The organism is Millisia brevis NBRC 105863 (assembly GCF_001552615.1).
Lineage (GTDB): Bacteria > Actinomycetota > Actinomycetes > Mycobacteriales > Mycobacteriaceae > Millisia > Millisia brevis.
In genome coordinates, this window is record NZ_BCRN01000008.1 from 217,756 (window position 1) to 232,747 (window position 14,992).

At 68.7% G+C, this 14,992-nt stretch carries 12 protein-coding genes and 1 pseudogene; 6 read left to right on the forward strand and 7 right to left on the reverse strand.

Translation table 11 applies throughout. The features are described from left to right. Position 1: 1 nt before the first annotated feature. Positions 2-1,129, forward strand: coding sequence for an NDMA-dependent alcohol dehydrogenase (locus tag MB1_RS13450; RefSeq protein ID WP_066908054.1), 1,128 nt, complete (start codon positions 2-4; stop codon positions 1,127-1,129). A gap of 83 nt (positions 1,130-1,212) precedes the next feature. Here the strand turns inward: MB1_RS13450 and MB1_RS13455 are convergent, their stop codons facing one another. Together MB1_RS13455 and MB1_RS13460 are read right to left on the reverse strand one after the other, a co-directional pair. Next, positions 1,213-2,898 (reverse strand): sigma-54-dependent Fis family transcriptional regulator, encoded by a 1,686-nt coding sequence (locus MB1_RS13455; protein ID WP_066907904.1) that lies wholly within the window; start codon positions 2,896-2,898, stop codon positions 1,213-1,215. 22 nt (positions 2,899-2,920) lie between these two features. Then, on the reverse strand, positions 2,921-4,369 hold the full coding sequence (locus MB1_RS13460) for an aldehyde dehydrogenase family protein (RefSeq protein WP_066907907.1): 1,449 nt from the start codon (positions 4,367-4,369) through the stop codon (positions 2,921-2,923). Between the two features lie 178 nt (positions 4,370-4,547). On the opposite strand from MB1_RS13460, the gene MB1_RS13465 reads away from it, so the two are divergent. After that, the gene (locus MB1_RS13465) at positions 4,548-5,696 is read left to right on the forward strand and encodes a hypothetical protein (protein WP_174531956.1); all 1,149 of its coding nucleotides are present in this window, start codon (positions 4,548-4,550) and stop codon (positions 5,694-5,696) included. Positions 5,697-5,781: 85 nt separating this feature from the next. Here the strand turns inward: MB1_RS13465 and MB1_RS13470 are convergent, their stop codons facing one another. Continuing rightward, positions 5,782-6,273 (reverse strand): nitroreductase/quinone reductase family protein, encoded by a 492-nt coding sequence (locus MB1_RS13470; protein WP_066907909.1) that lies wholly within the window; start codon positions 6,271-6,273, stop codon positions 5,782-5,784. Between the two features lie 144 nt (positions 6,274-6,417). Between MB1_RS13470 and MB1_RS13475 the strand changes: the two genes are divergently transcribed. Beyond that, positions 6,418-7,356: an SMP-30/gluconolactonase/LRE family protein gene (locus MB1_RS13475; RefSeq protein WP_169801659.1), complete on the forward strand. Its 939-nt coding sequence runs from the start codon at positions 6,418-6,420 to the stop codon at positions 7,354-7,356. A gap of 70 nt (positions 7,357-7,426) precedes the next feature. Here MB1_RS13475 and MB1_RS13480 read toward each other — a convergent pair whose 3' ends face one another. The 4 genes and pseudogenes from MB1_RS13480 to MB1_RS13490 all read right to left on the reverse strand — a co-directional run bounded on the left by MB1_RS13480 (position 7,427) and on the right by MB1_RS13490 (position 10,596). After that, entirely contained in the window at positions 7,427-8,281 is an 855-nt protein-coding gene (locus tag MB1_RS13480) for a hypothetical protein (protein ID WP_157084058.1), read from the reverse strand. After that, a complete protein-coding gene (locus MB1_RS26560) occupies positions 8,271-8,540 on the reverse strand; it encodes a hypothetical protein (RefSeq protein ID WP_245650177.1) in 270 nt (89 codons plus the stop codon). The genes MB1_RS13480 and MB1_RS26560 overlap by 11 nt, the downstream gene beginning before the upstream one ends. 240 nt (positions 8,541-8,780) lie before the next feature. Then, positions 8,781-8,876: pseudogene (locus MB1_RS26960) on the reverse strand (DUF2510 domain-containing protein); the annotation flags it as partial. An 82-nt stretch (positions 8,877-8,958) separates the two neighbouring features. After that, the gene (locus MB1_RS13490; protein WP_084351737.1) at positions 8,959-10,596 is read right to left on the reverse strand and encodes an MDR family MFS transporter; all 1,638 of its coding nucleotides are present in this window, start codon (positions 10,594-10,596) and stop codon (positions 8,959-8,961) included. Between the two features lie 277 nt (positions 10,597-10,873). Between MB1_RS13490 and zwf the strand changes: the two genes are divergently transcribed. From zwf to MB1_RS13505, 3 genes are all read left to right on the forward strand, one after another. Further along, positions 10,874-12,367 (forward strand): glucose-6-phosphate dehydrogenase, encoded by a 1,494-nt coding sequence (gene zwf, locus MB1_RS13495; RefSeq protein ID WP_066907917.1) that lies wholly within the window; start codon positions 10,874-10,876, stop codon positions 12,365-12,367. A gap of 130 nt (positions 12,368-12,497) precedes the next feature. Then, positions 12,498-13,604 carry a DUF6668 family protein gene (locus tag MB1_RS13500; RefSeq protein ID WP_157084060.1) on the forward strand — a complete coding sequence of 369 codons (1,107 nt, stop codon included), beginning with the start codon at positions 12,498-12,500 and terminating at the stop codon, positions 13,602-13,604. 131 nt (positions 13,605-13,735) lie between these two features. Then, positions 13,736-14,926: a DNA cytosine methyltransferase gene (locus MB1_RS13505; protein ID WP_066907922.1), complete on the forward strand. Its 1,191-nt coding sequence runs from the start codon at positions 13,736-13,738 to the stop codon at positions 14,924-14,926. The last annotated feature ends 66 nt before the right edge of the window (positions 14,927-14,992 follow it).

A 14,992-nucleotide genomic window follows, 5' to 3' on the forward strand; every position in this document is an offset into this window, starting at 1 on the left:
GATCGCCACCCGCGCCGCGCTGCTGCACAAGGCGGGCCCGGACGCGAAGTTCACCATCGAGGATGTGACGCTCGATCCTCCGAGGGGGCCCGAGGTTCGGGTGAAGCTGGCGGCCTCCGGGTTGTGCCACTCCGATGAGCACCTGCGTTACGGGGCCTACGATTTGGACTGGTCGCCCTGCCTGGGCGGGCACGAGGGCGCCGGGGTGATCGTGGACGTCGGCGACGAGGTGACCGACCTCGAGGTCGGCGATCACGTGGTGCTGACCTTCATTCCGTCGTGCGGCAAGTGTCCGCCGTGCGTCTCCGGGCACAGCAACCTGTGCGATATGGGGGCCGAATTGTTCTCCGGGGTCAGCGTCTACGACGGCACCCACCGCTTCCACTGGCAGGGGCAGGGCGTCGGTCAGTTCGTGCAGCTCGGCACCTTCACGCCGTACACGGTGGTGCACCAGAACTCGGCGGTGAAGATCGACAAGAGCATTCCGCTGGACAAGGCGGCGCTCGTGGGCTGCGGTGTGGCAACGGGATTCGGCACCGGATCGTGGGCGGCCGATACCCGCATCGGCGACACCGCGGTGGTGGTCGGCTGCGGCGGTATCGGGATGAACGCGGTACAGGGCTTCCGCGTCGCCGGGGCCACCACGATCGTCGCGGTCGATCCGCTCGACTGGAAGACCGAACTGGCGGTGGAGAAGTTCGGCGCCACCCATCGTGCGTCGTCGATGGAGGAGGCGCGCGGGATCGTCTCGGACCTGACCCACAACCGGATGGCCGATCGACTCGCCTACACGGTGGGCAACGGCCTCGGCTCCGATATCGAGACCGCGTTCTCGCTGATCGGCAAGCTCGGCATCATGGTCTTCACCTCGGTCGCCGAGGCGGTCGCCCGCGACGCGAAGATCGACCTGTTCACGCTGACCCACTACCAGCAGCAGTTGCGCGGCGCGCTCTACGGCTCGGCGAATCCGCGTGCCGACATCCCCAAGCTCCTGCGGCTCTACCAGCAGGGAATCCTCAAGCTCGATGAGTTGGTCACGCAGACATACACTCTCGACGACGTCAACCAGGGATATACCGACCTGCTCGACGGAAAGAACATCCGCGGGGTCATCCTCTACGAGGACTGACCGGCTCGCCGGAGAAAGGGGGCGCCGCCCGGCGCCCCCTTTCTCGGTGGGTCTACGGCCCGCTCCACTCGGTGGCCGCGCGGTCAGCGCGCCGCCGCCTCCTGGAAGTAGCGCATCCGCGAGTAGAGCTTGGACCTGCTGATGCCCAGATGTTTGGCGGTGTGCACCTTGTTGCCGTTGTACGCGGCCAGGGTTCGCTCGATCAGGTCGAGTTCCGCGGATTCGAACGGCGTCAACCCCGTTCGCGCCGGCGAGGGCCGTTGGTAGCGCGCCGGCAGATCCGCGACCACGATGTCGCCCACCGACCGGCGATCGACCGCATGCCGCAGGACCATTTCGAGCTCGGCACAATTCCCGGGCCAACTGTGTGCCCGCAGCACATCGAGCACCGGGCGGCTGAGCCGAACCCGACCTCCCCGAGTGAATTCCGGCCGACCGAGCATCTCCCCGGTGATCGTCGACAGATCGGACAGTCGCTCGCGCAACGGCGGCAGCTCCACCCACTCCGGGCACAAGCTGCCCGCATAGCCGAGTGCGGCGCTGTCGGTGGCCGTCCCGGTCGCGGTCATGATCAACCGTCGGCGCTGCCGGGCCAACGCCCCGATCACCGCATCGATCCTCGCATCCGGGCTCACATCCGGGTCCGCTCCGGGGCTGCGAACATCCTCGATCACCACCGGTCCGTCCGGCAGATCGACCGGAACGCCCCCGGCCAGCTCGGCGGCATCGAGGACGGTCGCGGCGGGCCCGGCGATCTGCCGCGCGGTGCGGCTGCGCCCCGAACCGTGCTCTCCGACGACCAGGACATTGCCGTCCTGCCCGGCGAGCGCAGCGATCCGGTCGGAGAGCCGTTCGGTCGAGGAGAGGGTTCGCCCGATCGCGCGCGGCACCGCCGGACGACCACCGCCGCCGTCCCGCACCCGCAGCAGAGATGCATCGATACTGCCGACGACGTGCGATTCGACGCCCACGACGCGGCCGGATTCCAACTCCAGGGCGACGGTGGTCGACCGTCCCCGCAGTTCACCGGCCAGCCGTTCGAGGTCGGCCAGATCCACCGCCGACAGCACGTCCGCGGTGCGGTTGTTCTGCAGAACGAAATCGCGGCCGAACAGCAGCACCACGTCGTCGGTACGGCGGGTCAGGGCGCGAAAAGCCGCCAGGGAGTGCAGCACATCGGTGTCGTAGTCGGCGAGCATCCTCGCGGTGATGTCCCGGACGGTCTGCGTGAGCACGGTGTGCATGACGCGGGTATCGATCCCGGAATCCATCATCAGATCCAGAATCCCCTCGAGCCTGCGGGTCACCGGGTTGATGACCGGCACCCCGTAGCAGCTCAGCGTCTTCATGCACTCCAGGTAGTGCTCCGCACCGTGGATCTCGACCGGTTCGCGGGTCTCGTAACAGGTGGCGATCGCGTTGGTGCCGGTGTTCTCCTCGTCGAAGACCACCCCCGGTCGGGCGCCGATCCCCTCGGTCGCGGTCGCCAGGTCCTGATCGCCGAAGAACGCGTCGACGACGGTCGCCGAGTTGTCGGCGAGCAGCCCGCCGGCCCGGAGCCCGCGGAATTCCTCCGCGAGAACATCCAGGACCGGGCGGGCGGTCGCCACCAGTCTGCTCGACGGGTTGTACTCGCGTTCGACCTCGCCGATCGTGTCCTGCGGGACCAGACCCGCACGCTCCGATCGCTGCCACGACTGCACGATCGCCGCCCTGGTCATCGGAGGCGGCACATACCGCAACGGCGGCACCGCAAACGCTCCGGACATGGTCACAACTGTACTTTCGAACCTACTGTCGGGAGACGTGGATCACATGAGCGTCGGTGAATTCCTCGAGCCCCTCCCGACCGAACTCGACGCCGAGCCCCGACTGCTTGCGGCCACCGAACGGCACCCCCGGTTCGAGCGCGAAGTGGGTATTCACCCACACAGTTCCGCTCTCGAGCCGATCGGCGACGGCGGTGGCAGCGGCGATATCGGTGCCCCACACCGAGTTGCCCAGGCCGTAGGGGGTGTCATTGGCGCGGGCGATCGCATCGTCGAGATCGTCGTACCGCAGCACCGACCGGATCGGCCCGAAGGTCTCCTCGCGAATCAGCGAGCTGCTGTCGTCGATATCGCGCACCACGGTCGGCTCGACGAAGTAGCCGTCACCCTCGACCACATGGCCACCGGCGACGATCGTGCCGTCGCGGCGGGCAACCTCCAGATAGCGCTGCACCGCCTCGAACTGCCGGGCATTCTGGATCGGCCCCAACTCGGTCGCCGGATCGAGCCCGTGGCCGAGCACCGCAGCGCTTGCGAGGCGGCCGAGTTCGGTGCAGAACTCGTCGTAGATCGCGGCGGGCACAAAGATGCGCTTGATGTTGATGCAGACCTGCCCGGAGTTGACGAAGGCCCAGGTGAAGATGCCGGCCGCAGCTGCGGTGATATCCGCATCGGCCAGCACGATCGCCGCGTCGTTGCCGCCGAGCTCGAGCACCACACGCTTGAGACTTGCGGCGCTGCTTGCCATCACCTTGCGGCCGGCCGCCGTCGAGCCGGTGAAGGACACCTTGCCGACGTCCGGGTGGTCGGTCAACTGCGGGCCGACCGCGCCGGCGTCGCCGACGATGTTGACCACCCCGGCCGGTACCAGGTCGGCCAGGATCTCACCGAGCAGCATCGCGTTGAGCGGGGTGGTCGGCGCCGGTTTGACCACCACGGTGTTTCCCGCGAGCAGCGCGGGCGCAAGCTTGTAGACGGTCTGGAAGAACGGGAAGTTCCAGGGAATGATCGCCGCGACCACCCCGATCGGCTTGCGGCGCACCTCGATATAGGCGTCGCTGTCGTCCCGCAGTACCTCACCGTCGAGCGACATACCGGCGACGTGGCGCGCCCATTGCACCGCCAGGTCCACATCACCGAGCGCCGCGACGATCGGCTTGCCGTTCTCGAGCACGATCACCCGCCCGATCTGCTCGCGGCGCGCCTCGATCGCGTCCGCGATCCGCTCGATGACGACGGCGCGTTCGGCGAGCGGGGTGTCGCGCCACCGCGGAAATGCCGCCTTCGCCGCGGCCACCGCCGCGTCGACCTGGGCGTCGTCGGCGACCGGCGCTTGTGCGATCACTCGGCCCGTGGCCGGATCGATCACCGGTTGGGTATCGGCTCCCGGCACCGGGCGGCCGTCGATGAGCTGGTGGAAGGCATGATCCTCGACTCCCGTGAGATCGATGGCCGGTGCGGCGAACGTCATGGCTTTCTCCTGGGTCGAGCGGAAGTGTGACGTGGCTCATCTTCGGCCGATGGCCCGGGCGGCAACTGTCCGCTTTCCGGACACCGTCGCCGTTCGACCGGGCACTGCCCGATTCGCGGACAGATAGCGCTGTGTGCGGGGTCACACGATGTTGCGGACCTCGATCCAAGGAGTCTCGTTGCTCACTTCATCTACCGGCGCGTGGCTGCGGCACGGCGCCGCGGCCACCGCCATCACCGTCGTTCTCGCCCTGCTCGGCTGGTGGCTGCTCGCCGATCCCCAGTGGAGCCCCCTCGGGATCTATCCGCTGCCGTTCAACGGATATCTGTTCTGGGCGATCATCTTTGTGGTGTTCGCCGGCTTCAATCTCGAATTCCACCCCTTCGCCGCGCTCCCGCAGCCCTGGCGCGGGTTGGCGATCACCGGTGCCACAGCGGTCTTTTCGATCGTCGTCACCCTGCTGCTCGCCTACGGCCTGGGGCACTTCTTTCCGGACTTCGCCGCCGACCGGGCCGACGGCCTCGGCTACTTCAGCGGCGCGCTCTTCGTCCTGTTCGCCTTCGGCACCTACGTGTTGACGGTGGTCAATTGGCAGCACTGGCCGTGGCCGCAGCTCGGTCTGCGGCAGCCGTTGATCGGGTGGTCCGAGATCGCCTTCTGGTTCCCGGTAACCCTGGCGCTGTTTCTGATCCTCGGTCTGCCGGCGATCTCCTTGTCCACGCCGCCCGGCGCCGCGTTGATGTCGGTCGACACGGTGATCGGCTGGTTCTACTGCAGCATCGTGGTGATCGTGTTGACCGGCTCCCTGCTCGACAACCGTCCCTGGTCGCGCCTGCGCTCACCGGCCGCGGTGGCGATCGCCTCGACCGTCGGAGCCGTCGGACTGGGCACCGCGCTCTACTTCGTTCTGCTGCCCGTCGTGCGGGTACTGGTCGGCTCGCGCAACGCGGAGATCCTGGGTGACGTGATCCACCAGTACCCCGCCCAGCTGGGCGTGTGCTGGGTATTCGCGATGGTGCTGTGGGCCAACGCTTTCGGCAATATCGGCACGCCGCTGGTGCGCATCCTGGTCACCGCCGCGATCGCGGTGGGACTCTTCCTGCTCTACTTTCACGTCCTCGCCGGCAGCATCCTGCACGAACCGGCGGTGGCCGAGGGGGCCTCGATCAGCGGCAACGGTCTGGGCTTCATCAACTGGTTGATCCTGGTGTTGCTGCTCTACGTGGTCGGCGCCGACAGTTGGGGATTGCGTACCCCCGAACCCGTCGATGGTGCGGCGCCGGCGACCGCCTCCGAGGAGAAGGAGGAGGCGGTCGCGCGTCGATAGGTGCGCCGGAGTCGGGTCGCCCGGGCCGGTCGGCACGGGCGACCCGGTGCCGCGCCGGCGCCGGTCGGCCCGGGCGGTACCGAACTCAATCGAGCGCGAAGCCTTCCACACGGAAGACCGGATAGTCGGCGGCGATCGCCGCGAAGTCGTCCACGGGCGCCGATCGGTCCACCGGAATGTGTGGGCGCGCACCCGGTGCCACCTGGAGATATCGCCGCAGGATCGGGGGCCGCTGTGCGGCCGGTACCTCCATCAACCGCACCGGCACGGCCGCCCCGTGCCGCAGGATCGCCCGGCCGTCCGCCGCCTGCAGGTTGAGTACCCAGTTGGCGCGGGCGCCGAGCATCGAGACCGCATAAGTCGCGCCGTCGTAATCGGCGAGCACGATCGGGAAGGCCACCGGGCGTCCGGTCGAGCGGCCGGTGATCTCCAACTCGACATCACGCGACCGGGCCAACGGGCCGCCGGACCGATACCGATTGCCCCAGAAGCGATTCAACGCCTTGGCGATGCTGTCCGGCCGGTCGCCGCGATAGATCCACCGCTTCAGTCGGTGCGCGAACCCGGAACCGGCCATAGCCATGAGGGTAGTCGCCGGCGAGCTCGCCGCGGGCTGTGAAGTGGGTGGCTTGCACAACACGGTCCGCACAGGGGCGGCGCGGCATTATTGTCCTCGGCGACGCTCCAGGGAACGTCGTGTGCAACGGAAGCGAGGGCCGCGGTGGTGAACCGGGTGATCGGCGTGCTGGCGGGCGGTGTCCTGGTGGGCGCGCTCGGGGTCGGCGTGACGGCGCCGGGTGTCGCCGCGGCGCAGGGCTGTGCGCCGGTCGCGGTCACGCGGCTCGCCCCGGCGGTGCCGGTCCTCGATTGGGCCGAGAACCTCGGTATCGACGCGGACGGTCGGCTGTGGGTGTCCCGCAATCTGACCGGCCGCGTCGAGCGGTACGACGGGGCGGGCGAGGTTACCGCCGTTGTCGAGGTTCCGTCTCCCGGCGCGGTGCGACTCGGGCCGGACGGGTGGATGTACGTCACCACCGGCAACTCGCCGACCGGACTGCTGCCGGGGCCCGCCGCCGGTGCGGTGTTGCGGTTCGACCCGACCGCGCAGCAGCCGACGCCGACGGTGGTGATCGACGGACTCGGGATGCCCAACGGGATGGCGATCGCCGACGACGGCACGATCTTCGTCGCCGACAGCAGCCGCGGGCTGCTGCGCATCCATCCCGACGGCGGCCTCGACGAGCCGTGGACCGCCGCCGCGCCGCACAACCTCTCCCCGCAGCCGCAGGTCAACGGGGTGTCGCTCAACGGGCTCGCGCTGTCCGGGGACGGCCGCGACCTGTACGTGACGATCACCGGCAGCCCGACCGGGCGGATTCTTCGGGTACCCGTCGCCGACCCGGCGCATCCGGAGGTACTGACCGACCTGCTCTCGTCGGCGGGCACCGCGATACCGGACGACCTGGTGGTGGCCGCGGACGGAGCACTGCTGGTCGGTACGACCACCGGGCGGATCGTGCGCGTCGACCCGGCGACCGGCGCCGGGTGCACCGTCTACGCCGGCGAGCCGGTCACGGCCCTGGCGGTCGACCCGAGCACCCCACAGCGGGCGCACGCGACCACATTGAGCGGGGCGTTGCTGGTCCTCGACGGGGCCTGACCACCCCGACCGGCTCTCCCGACCGCAGGCATCGGCAGGGCTCGAAGCGTGGCCCGGGAGGCGGGCTCGATCAGCCCGCGGCGGCCTCGAGATGATCCTGTCGACGCGGGCGGGTCGCCGGCTTCGGCAGCGTCTCGCCGCCGGCATACGAGGGGGCCGCGTCGTCGACCGTCGGCACGGTGCTCGCCTCGGTGAAGATCGCCGACTCCCGCGGAATCGGTGGGGTCGCGCGGGTGGCGGGCGCTGCGTGCGACCGGCGCGGCACCCAGTCCAGCGATCCGCTGCCGAGCTTGCGTGTGGTGCCGGACTCGTAGACCTCGGTGGGATGGACGACCGTGGGCGCCTCGGGTGCAGCGGCCGCAGGGGTGACACCGACGGTGGGCCGGTGATCGACCGTCTGTGCCTGTGCCTGTGCCTGTGCCGGTGTGGCGGTGGGTGCGGGGATCGTCGGTGCCGGTGCCGGTGCCGGTGCCGGTGCCGGTGCCGGTGCGGCGTCGGTCGAGGCGGGGGTGTCCGGTGCGTCGCCGGCCGTCGCGGGGGTGGTGGGCGCGGCCGGGACGGGCGGCGCGGGGACAGCGGTGGGAGTCGCGGCGGTGGGAGCGGCGGTCGGGGTCGCGGCGGTGGTGCTCGACCGCAGTTGCTCGGGCAGGAGGTCCTCGCGGACCGCATCGAGCGGAGTCGGCTGGAACCGCCCGTAGATGCCGACCGCGTCGTGGCCGAGCATCAGGGCGTGGTGCTCATACTCGGCGCGGGCCCGCAACTCGAGGTCGCCACGATCGTCCATGGTGGGTCGGCGGGCGAGCATGAACACCGTCAGCAACATCGCCAGCGGAAGCAGCACCATCATGTCGCCGGAGACCAGGCCCAGCAGGACGAAGAGGCCGGAGATGATCAGCACGGCATTGGTTCGAGGATTACGCCGCATATGGGCTCCTTCGGAAGGGGAGGTACTCGCGTACCACTCCGCGGACCGGGTCCATCGTCAGGCGAACAACATGCGCTTGGGAAACGGTGTGCCCCAACCAGACCACCGACCACATGCCGGCGGTGATGATCGTGGCGAGCAGGTGCAGCCCGTGCGGCACCGGGCGGGGCCCGACGATCGCAGCGGTCGGCGACGAGGAGATCAGATACGACCCGCCCGCCAGTTCGCGCATCACGGCGTTGGCCAGCGCGGCGGGCATGATGGACAACTGCTGGTCGACCCCGACGCCGGGCTGCGGCGCGTAGGGCTGCCGACCGACGGGTGTTGCGTGGGACCTACGAGGGGCACCCTCGTCCCGCATCGGCCGGCCGGCGCCGTCGGACGGATAGCCGGCCGGTCGATGTGCATATCGCTGAGGTGCCGGCCGGGACGAATATCCCTGCCGCGCAGCATATCCGGCGAATGAACGGCGATCTATATCCGAACTGCCCGTATTGCGCACCTTGCCGGTCCATTCCGAACCGTCCCAGTACCGTTCCCGCTGATAACCGACCGGGTCGGAATACCAGCCGGCAGCAGGCTGCGGAATGGTCATAGATCCGGTCTACCAGATACCACAGAAACAGGCTCGTGAGCAGCGATACGGTCCGGATCGGTCGCGGGCCCCCGGACGGCTGTCAGGATCGCACCACCCGCTGGTCGGCAGGGGTCTCCGAAGCCCGCGGGCCGGGCGCGGAGCCTGTCGTGTCGGCTTCGGCTCCGGGACGCTCACCGACTGCCGGCGACCCGTTCGTGACCTTCTCCGTACCGGCGGTCTCGGCCTGCGACATATCGATGGTGGTGCGCAGCGGGCGATTCGGGATCAACGACACCGCGACAATGGTGATGACCGAGACAAATGCGGCGATCAGGAAGACCCGTCCGGTCGCGTCACCGTAGGCCGCCCGCACCAATTCGCGGACGGGTTCGGGCAGGGTGTCGAGGTTGAGATCGGATGTTCCCGAAGACGAATCGCCGCCACCGGCCGAACCGAGAGCCGCGCTCATCAGCGACGCCACCCGCGTCGCGAGCACCGAACCGAGAACCGAGACGCCGATCGCGCCGCCGAAGGTGCGGAAGAACGCGACCATGCTCGACGCGGCCCCGATCTGCGCGACGCCGACGGTGTTCTGGACGGCCAGCACCAGGTTCTGCATCAACAGGCCGGTGCCGAGTCCCACCACCGTGATCATCGCGCCGACCACCCGCACGTCGGTGGTGTGATCGATCGTCGAGAGCAGGAAGAAGCCGAGGGTCAGCAGCGTCGACCCGGCGATCAGGAAGGGCTTCCACCGGCCGAAGCGGGTGATCAGCCGACCCGACCCGACCGAGCCGATCAGCATGCCCGCGACCATCGGGATCGTCAGCATGCCCGCCGCGGTCGGCGAGTATCCGCGCGAGGTCTGGAAGTACAGCGTCAGGAAGGTGGTCGCACCGAACAGTCCGATACCGACGGAGATCGACGCGACGATCGCCAGGGCGGTGGTGCGCTGTCGGATGATCGTCAGCGGGATCACCGGATCGGAGACCCGCGACTCGACCCAGACGGTCAGGGCCAGCAGGGCGACGCCCAGGGTGACCAGACCGGCGGTCTGCGCGGAGATCCACGGGTAGCTGTCGCCGGCGAACGACACCCAGATCAACAGCACGCTGACGCCGGTGGTCATCAGCACCGCGCCGAGCCAGTCGATCGACACCTGCTCCTTGCGGCGCGTCGGGATACGCAGCTTGGCCTGCAACATGATCGAGGCGATCACGGCCAGCGGGATCGAGATCAGGAAGCACCAGCGCCACCCGAGCGGGCTGTCGACGATCAGGCCGCCGAGGATCGGTCCGCCCGACATCGCCACGGCCATGACGGCGCCGAGGTAGCCGGAATACCGCCCGCGCTGTCGCGGCGAGACAATCGTGCCGATGATCGCGACCACCAGAGCGGTCAGGCCGCCCATGCCGACACCCTGGATCGCGCGGGCGCTCAGGATCATCGCGACATTGGTCGACAGGCCCGCGAGGACCGAGCCGGCGACGAAGATGATGATCGCGAGCTGAACGAGCAGCTTCTTGTTGAAGATGTCGGCCAATTTGCCCCAGATCGGGGTGGAGGCCGCATTGGTCAGCAGGGCGGTGGTGATCACCCAGGCGTACGCGGTCTGCGATCCGTGCAGGTCGGCGATGATCGTCGGAAGCGCCGTCGACACGATGGTCACGCTGATCAGGGCGGTGAAGAGGGCCGCCAGCAGACCGGTCAGGGCCTCGAGGATCTCGCGGTGGGTCATCGCGGCGCTCTCGCCCGGCACGTGCGTCGGGTGCGGATGGTCGGCGGGGGCGGATACCGGGGAATGGTCGCCGGAGGGCGACGGTGTCGGCGTGCGCCGATCCGGAGATTCATACTTCACCTATGTAAGTATGCTGATCCCGTCATGGGGAGGCAAACGGGGGATATCGAAGCGGGCGACCGGCCCGGCTCGGCGACGGCTTCGACACCGGTTGTTCACCGATCGAAAAGGTGCGCGTGTCCTGCAGAAACCCGGTACCCGATGGGATGATCCGTGCATGACCGATCCGATTGAACGGACCATCGCATATCCGGGTCCGCGGACCCACAAGTTCGAGGGCGATTTGATCGCCCCCCATGTGGTGGTGCTCTTCGGTGCGACCGGCGATCTGGCTCGCCGAAAGTTGCTACCCGGGTTGATCCACCTGATGCTCTCGACGATCGCGCCGCATATCGAGGTCGTCGGAACATCGCTCGAGGAACTCAGCGAGGACCAGTTCCGGCAGATCGTCGTCGAGTCGGTGCGCGAGTTCGGCAGCCGCGGGCTGACCGATGCGCAGTGGGAGGCGTTGGCCGGTCGGTTCACCTACGTCCCGCAGGGGGCCGGAGCCGAGGCGCTGGCGGAGGCGGTCAAGAAGGCCAAGGAGGACCTCGGCGCGGATACCCATCTGCTGCACTACCTCTCGGTGCCGCCGAAGGCTGCGCTGCCGGTGATCGAGATGCTCAAGGAAGCCGATCTGGTGCGCGGCGCCCGCGTGGTCATGGAAAAGCCGTTCGGTGTGGATCTGCAATCGGCCGTCGAGCTGAACCGGCAGGTGCACAAGATCTTCAAGGAAAGCCAGATCTTCCGCATCGACCACTTTCTGGGCAAGGAAGCCGCCCAGAACATCCTGGCGTTCCGCTTCGCCAACGGCCTGTTCGAGCCGATCTGGAACCGCAACTTCATCGACCACATTCAGATCGACATTCCGGAAAAGCTCGGCCTCGATCGGCGTGCGAACTTCTACGAATCGACCGGCGCCTACAAGGACATGGTGGTCACCCATCTGTTCCAGGTGATGGCATTCGTCGCGATCGAACCGCCCACGGCATTGGAGCCGCGCGCGATCAGCGAGGAGAAGAACAAGGTCTTCCGGTCGATGTTGCCGATTCAGCCGGCCGACGTCGTGCGCGGGCAATATGTCGGCTACCGCGAGGAGGAGGGTGTCTCGCGGGAATCGGATACCGAGACCTTCATCGCGCTGCGGGTGGGCATCGACAACTGGCGATGGGCCGGGGTGCCGTTCTACCTGCGCACCGGCAAGCGGATGGCCGAGGGACAGCGCATCATCTCGATCGCCTTCAAGGAGGCGCCGCGCTCGATGTTCCCCAACGGTTCCGGGGTCGGCTCCCAGGGGCCGGACCATCTGACCTTCGACCTGGCCGACGAGTCGAAGGTCTCGCTGTCGTTCTACGGAAAGCGGCCGGGCCCCGGTATGCGCCTGGACAAGTTGTCGATGCAGTTTTCGACCAAGGAAACCGAGCGGGCCGACGAAGTTCTCGAGGCGTACGAACGTTTGATTCTCGACGCGATGCGCGGTGATCAGACCCTTTTCACAACGGCGGACGGTATCGAGAGTTTGTGGGAGCGGTCGATCCCACTGCTCAACGATCCTCCCGAGGTGAAGATCTACGAGCCAGGGACCTGGGGTCCGAATGCGATTCATCAGTTGGTCGCACCCCACGCCTGGCGGCTCCCATTCGAGCGGCGGTGGCGCGAAACCCGGCACTGAGCCGTTTTCCGTGCCGAACAACTCACCATTGTTTCGGCGACGGGGTCGCTTCGGGGAGTAAGTTGCGTGGGACACTCTGCATCGAGGGGGAGTGATGACGACAACGAACTCTGAGGATCTCGTGTCAGGTGTGAGTCGAAGGCCGGTGGCCTCGCGGCCGGTGTCGGACGCCGTGGTCCGTGCCGCCGGGGTGTGGAGCGGGCCGATCCCGTACGTCGCCAGTGCGCCGCCGCGGGTGTGGCTGCTCGGCGCGTCCGGTGGTGCCGGGGTGACCACGCTCGAACGGGTCCTGGGATTCGCGGCCGACGCCGGTCGCCGCTGGCCGGGCGCCGACGACACCGGGCAGAGCACCAATGTGGTGATCGTCGCCCGCGAAACCGCTGGTGGGCTGCACGCGGCCCAGCGTTTGCTCGACCAATACGCCGCGGGCGATACCGGCGCCGCGGTGCTGATCGGGCTGATCACCGTCGCCCACCGGCCCGACCCGATGCCCGAGGGCATCGCCGAGCTGCGGGCCGAGGTCGTGGGGGCGGCCCCGGCGTCCTGGCGGATCGACTGGCAGGGACGCTGGCCGCAGGTCGACATCGTCGATCTTCCGGTCTGGGAGGCGACCGGCCACGAGGGAGCCGGCACGATCGGCGAGCTGCCGGCCGATGTGGTTGCGGTCGCCGGCGAGCTGGCCCGACTGGTCGGGGCCGGGACATCGAGCGGCGACACGCCGGAAGAGGACACGGCCGTCGAGCCGACATCCGACACCCCGGCGGCCGAGGAGGGCGCGTCCGTCGTCGATGTCGAGGACGACGTCGACGACGCCCTCGAGGAGACCACCGAGACCGCCGTACCGATCTACGACCCCGTCGAGGCCGACGGATATCCGCGGGGAGTCTCCGCGCTCGACGGACGTTCGGCGGTACCGCTCGCCTCCGGCGACGCCGCGACCAATCAGCGGGCGATGCCCCGGGTGATCGACGGCTCCGACCGTCCGGCACCGCAGCGCCCGAAGCGATCGGGCACGATCATCGCCGCGATCGCGGCCGTACTGGTCGGCGCACTGCTGGGTGCGGTCATCGGGATGTGGGCCGCCGGCGTCTTCGATCGCTCGTCCGACGGCGACTCGGCGTCCGCCTCGGCGGTGTTCCGGTCGTCGGTGTTCGAGCCGGTGGTGTTCGAGGCGCCGGTATACGACGCTCCCGTCGAGCCGCCGGCCGTCTTCGGCGGGGCGACGAGCGCGCTCTAACCGTCGCTGTCCGCGGATCGCCTCGGCCTGCGGCGAGGTCGGGCCGGTTGACCCCGGCCATCGACGGGCGCGGTGGTCGATTCCGGCGCGCCGCGGAGGGGCCCGGCCGGCTCCGGTATTAGATTTGCGCCATGTCCGCAGCCCGTCGCTACCGTGTGGTCGACCTGTTCTCGGGCGGCGGCGGGATGAGTTGTGGCTTCCACCGACACGACCTGTTCGACATCGTCGGGGCCGCCGACGGCCAGATGGGCAAGCCGAGCAGCCGTCGCGGTTCGCTCGGGTGCAACGAGACCTACACCGCGAACATGGGAATCGCCCCCGTCGCCGTCGATCTGGCCGAGGTGGCACCCGACGAACTGTTCGAGATGTGGGGGATCGACGGGATCGATGTGCTGCTGGCCTGCCCGCCGTGCACCGGTTTCAGCAGGGCCAACTCCAGCAACCACATTCGGGACGATCATCGCAATTCGCTCGTCGGTCGGGTCGCGGACTTCGCCCGAGCCTGGCGGCCGCAGGCCATCGTCCTCGAGAACGCGCGGGAACTGCTGCGCGGCAACTTCTCCGGACACTTCGCCACCCTGCGCGAGGACCTCGAGGAACTCGGCTACGAGGTCTCGGCGGATGTGCACATGCTCACCGACTTCGGGCTTCCCCAGATCCGGGAGCGCGCGCTGATGATCGCGATCGCGCAGCCGCTCGACCTGCGCACCCTCGACGACCTCTGGGCCGGATATCGACCGGATCGGGCCGCGACGACCGTACGCCGGGCGATCGACGCCCTGCCGCCGGTCGGGCGGCGCGCGAAAGATGCCGACCCGCATCACATATCGCCCACTCTGGGCGAATCGGGCCTGGCGCGGATCCACGCGATTCCGGCGGACGGCGGCTCCTGGCGGGACCTGATCGGAGTCGCCGATCAGCATCTGACCCCGGCGATGCACCGTTCGGTGCGGGCGGGAACGCTCGGCAGCCACCCCGACGTCTACGGCCGCATGTGGTGGGATCGCCCGGCCCCGACGATCAAGCGCGAGTGCAGCCACGTCGGCAACGGCCGCTATGCGCACCCGGTACGCGATCGGCTGTGCTCGCTGCGGGAGATGGCGTTGCTCAACGGCTTTCCGATCGACTACCGCTTCGGGGGGACGTCGCTGTCCAACCGCTATCGCCATGTCGGGGATGCGGTGCCGCCGCTGATCAGCTACCAACTCGCGCACGCCGTCGCCTGGTCGCTGACCGGACGACGGCCCGATATCGGCGATATCGTCCTTCCCGGAACGTCATTGCGTCCCGCCGACCTGGTGCCCGCGGCCGTCGCCGCCTGACCGTCCGGCCCGCTCCCGCGCGCCTTTCTCTCCGTGGGCGTTCGCCGCGCTGTGGCAGAATTGCCG

Coding starts and splice junctions, on each gene's coding strand:
- MB1_RS13455 (WP_066907904.1), bottom strand. CDS start 2,898: ATGTCCGGAGCGTTTGCGGTGCCGCCGTTGCGGTATGTGCCGCCTCCG.
- MB1_RS13460 (WP_066907907.1), bottom strand. CDS start 4,369: ATGACGTTCGCCGCACCGGCCATCGATCTCACGGGAGTCGAGGATCAT.
- MB1_RS13470 (WP_066907909.1), bottom strand. CDS start 6,273: ATGGCCGGTTCCGGGTTCGCGCACCGACTGAAGCGGTGGATCTATCGC.
- MB1_RS13480 (WP_157084058.1), bottom strand. CDS start 8,281: ATGCGGCGTAATCCTCGAACCAATGCCGTGCTGATCATCTCCGGCCTC.
- MB1_RS26560 (WP_245650177.1), bottom strand. CDS start 8,540: ATGCCCGCCGCGCTGGCCAACGCCGTGATGCGCGAACTGGCGGGCGGG.
- MB1_RS13490 (WP_084351737.1), bottom strand. CDS start 10,596: ATGACCCACCGCGAGATCCTCGAGGCCCTGACCGGTCTGCTGGCGGCC.
- zwf (WP_066907917.1), top strand. CDS start 10,874: ATGACCGATCCGATTGAACGGACCATCGCATATCCGGGTCCGCGGACC.
- MB1_RS13505 (WP_066907922.1), top strand. CDS start 13,736: ATGTCCGCAGCCCGTCGCTACCGTGTGGTCGACCTGTTCTCGGGCGGC.